This is a genomic window from Rhodospirillales bacterium RIFCSPLOWO2_02_FULL_58_16 (genome assembly GCA_001830425.1).
In the GTDB taxonomy this organism is placed as follows: domain Bacteria; phylum Pseudomonadota; class Alphaproteobacteria; order Rhodospirillales; family 2-02-FULL-58-16; genus 2-02-FULL-58-16.
On the sequence record MIAA01000001.1, the window covers coordinates 71,457 to 74,353 of the forward strand.

The 2,897-nt window shown below is 58.4% G+C and carries 3 protein-coding genes and 1 pseudogene (1 of these 4 only partly in view); 1 reads left to right on the forward strand and 3 read right to left on the reverse strand.

Annotation, left to right across the window (positions count from 1 at the left end; all coding sequences use genetic code 11):
* Positions 1–110: 110 nt before the first annotated feature.
* From A3H92_13015 to A3H92_13025, 3 genes are all read right to left on the reverse strand, one after another.
* On the reverse strand, positions 111–617 hold the full coding sequence (locus A3H92_13015) for a peptidoglycan-associated lipoprotein (protein ID OHC76518.1): 507 nt from the start codon (positions 615–617) through the stop codon (positions 111–113).
* A gap of 217 nt (positions 618–834) precedes the next feature.
* Positions 835–2,160: a Tol-Pal system beta propeller repeat protein TolB gene (locus A3H92_13020; GenBank protein OHC76519.1), complete on the reverse strand. Its 1,326-nt coding sequence runs from the start codon at positions 2,158–2,160 to the stop codon at positions 835–837.
* Entirely contained in the window at positions 2,161–2,610 is a 450-nt protein-coding gene (locus A3H92_13025; GenBank protein OHC76520.1) for a hypothetical protein, read from the reverse strand.
* Here A3H92_13025 and A3H92_13030 point away from each other — a divergent pair.
* Positions 2,594–2,897 (forward strand): annotated as a pseudogene (locus A3H92_13030) (hypothetical protein) (it continues 89 nt past the right edge of the window). The gene A3H92_13025 and the pseudogene A3H92_13030 overlap by 17 nt on opposite strands.

Genomic DNA, 2,897 nt, shown 5'->3' on the forward strand with positions numbered 1-2,897 from the left:
GGCGTCAGCCATTGTACATCTCATTTAGGCAAAATTACGGCGCTTGCCCACGCCGGATAAACCCGGTAAGGCAAGCGCCGAAAAAAAACCCCGATAAAGAGCGACGGCAATCAACCGCCGGGGGTATTAACCTTGGTTACCGCGCGACGATTCTGCGCCCATGCTTCCTCATTGGAACCGACGGCTACAGGACGTTCCTTACCGTAGGAAATCATCTTGATGCGCGCAACGCCGACGCCTGCCGCCACCAAGTGGTCCTTGACGGAGTTGGCGCGGCGCTCGCCCAGAGCCAGATTGTACTCACGAGTGCCGCGTTCGTCGCAATGGCCCTCAACGGTAATGCTGACCGCCGCATTCTTTTTCAACCATGCAGCCTGCTTGTCCAGGGTCGCTTTGTCGCCAGCGTCCAGATTGAACTTATCAAAATCAAAGTGGACACGGTCGCCCGCAGAAATCGTAAGATCTTCTTGCGAACCTTTTGTGGGCGCGCCGGCGGCGCCGCTTGCAGCAGCCGGGGCGCTCCCGCCGCCGGTGGCACCTGCTTTCTCATCCGGTGCAGTTTGGCAAGCGGAGACTAAAGCCGCAGCCGCGATTAGGCTCAAAAACTTAAAACGCATTATATATCCCTCTCATCGGAACTTTTGACTGGTACGACAGCGGCGCCGAAACAGATCAGCTACCGCCTCCACAGACACGAAAGCATTGGCAGAACGCCCGTGCAAGCTATCATCTTATGTTCAAACTCTTAGTCGTAAAGAAAAAAATGGGAAATTCCAAGAGTTATTTACAAGATCGCATCTATAAATGAGCGTTTTTTTACTTTCAAGTGGTCATTTAGTTGGGAATCAAGGGGGACCACGCCGGGTCCGAGGCATCCACCGGCGTTATGACTACGCGCTCGTTGTGTCCGGTAAGGTCAATTGAATACAGTTGGGCGCCGCCGCCTTTATTAGCCTCCATGCGTTGCTGGCGGAAGAACATCAAAACGCGCCCGTTGGGCGCCCAGGTCGGCGCCTCCACCAGAAAATCCTCGACGAGCAGGCGTTCGCCGCTGCCGTCGGTGCGCATCACCCCTATGAAGAAGCGTCCCTTGGTCATTTTAGTGAAGGCGATCAAGTCGCCGCGCGGCGACCACACAGGCGTAGCGTAGCGGCCTTCGCCGTGGCTGATCCTCTGCACATTCTGACCGTCGGCGTCCATGGTGTATAGCTGCTGCGTTCCTCCCCGGTCGGAATTGAAGGTTATTTGCGATCCGTCGGGGGAATAGCTGGGCGAGGTGTCGATGGCGGAATGGTTGGTCAGTTTGGTTACGACGCGGGTTCCGAGGTTCATAACGTATATCTCGGAATTGCCGTCCTTGGCCATGCTCATGATGACCTTCTTGCCGTCGGGGGAAAAACGGGGCGCGAAGGTCATGCCCGGAAAGTCCCCCAGCACCTCCTGACGGCCGTTGTCGATATTAAACAGATAAACGCGGGGCAGGTTGCCGTAATAGGACATGTAGGTGATCTCCTGCATGGCCGGGGAGAAACGAGGCGTCAGCACCAGCGACGAGCCGTCGGTGAGGAAGCGGTGATTCTCGCCGTCCTGGTCCATGATCGCCAGCCGCTTGATCCGGCGGATGGCCGGGCCGCTTTCGGCGATATAGACGACGCGGGTGTCAAAATAGCCCTCTTCGCCGGTGATGCGCTTGTATATGGCGTCGGCGATGATGTGACTGACGCGCCGCCAGTTGTCGGGTATGGTGAAGTAGACCAGTCCCACCATCTGGCGCTCGGCGAACACGTCCCACAGCCGAAACTCGATCTTCAGCCGGCCGTCGGGAGCGATGGCGGCCCTTCCCTGGACCAGAGCCTGGGTGTTGATCACCCGCCAGTCGCCGAAGCGCGGCAACGTATTGAGAGCCATGTCGGTCTGGATAAAAGCGCGTTTGTCGATGGGCTTGAACAACCCCGAACGTTCGAGGTCATCGGCGATGACGCCGGATATATCCTTGCCGAAACGGGCGTCATCAGGAGTGTTGCCGGAGAAATCGACTACGGCGATGGGCAGCGGCTCCACCGTGCCGCGAGTGATGTCGATTTTCAACTCGGCGGCGGCCGGCCACGCCCCGCTGAAGAGGGAAAGCACAACAAGCGCCGTGATCCAGCCGTATCTCATTCAAAGCATCTCCTTGGGATTGAAGTTTAACGTCATTGTCTTCCATTGGTCATATTTTTCCGGCGAGAGCTTGAACGGTTGGCAGTTTGGATTCAAGACCGCTCTCAGGGCGCCTTCCGCCGCCGCGCTGAAAAAAGAGTCTCTTTGCATACGGCCCTTATCAACGATATCGGCAGAGCGCACCGTGCCGTCGGCGTTCATTTCGACTTTTATTTCAATAATCAGGTCTTCCGCGTTTTTGGCTCCCGATGTCAGGTTCCAGCATTTCTCGATCTGTTTGCGCACCATGTCGATTTCGCTGATGCTGACCGGCAGCGACGGGTCGTGTTGGCGCGGCTTGGAAGACAGGGCTTTGGCGATTTGTGTTTCAAAGGCTTCCTTTTTCTCCGCCTCTTTCTTGGCGGGCGACGCCGGCTCCGCCTTCTTAAGCTCTTTGGCCAGGTCCTTCAATGCGGAAGCGAACCGGTCAGGCGGCTTGGGCTTGTGCTTGGGTTTTTTGTCGGCGAGCTTTGGCGGCGCCGCCGGCTTGGGTTCTTCTTTCGGCAAGGGCGCGGGTTTCGCCTGCGGTTTAGGCTCCGGCGGCGGCGGCACGGCGGCGACTTCCGGTTCCGGTTCCGGCTTCGGCGCGGGCATCGGCGGCGGCGGCGGCGTTTCCACTACCTTCGGCGGCTCGGGCGGCGGCGGCGGTTCTTTGGCTTTCGGGGTCTCCTTCGGCGCCTCGGGCGGCGGCGCGTTGG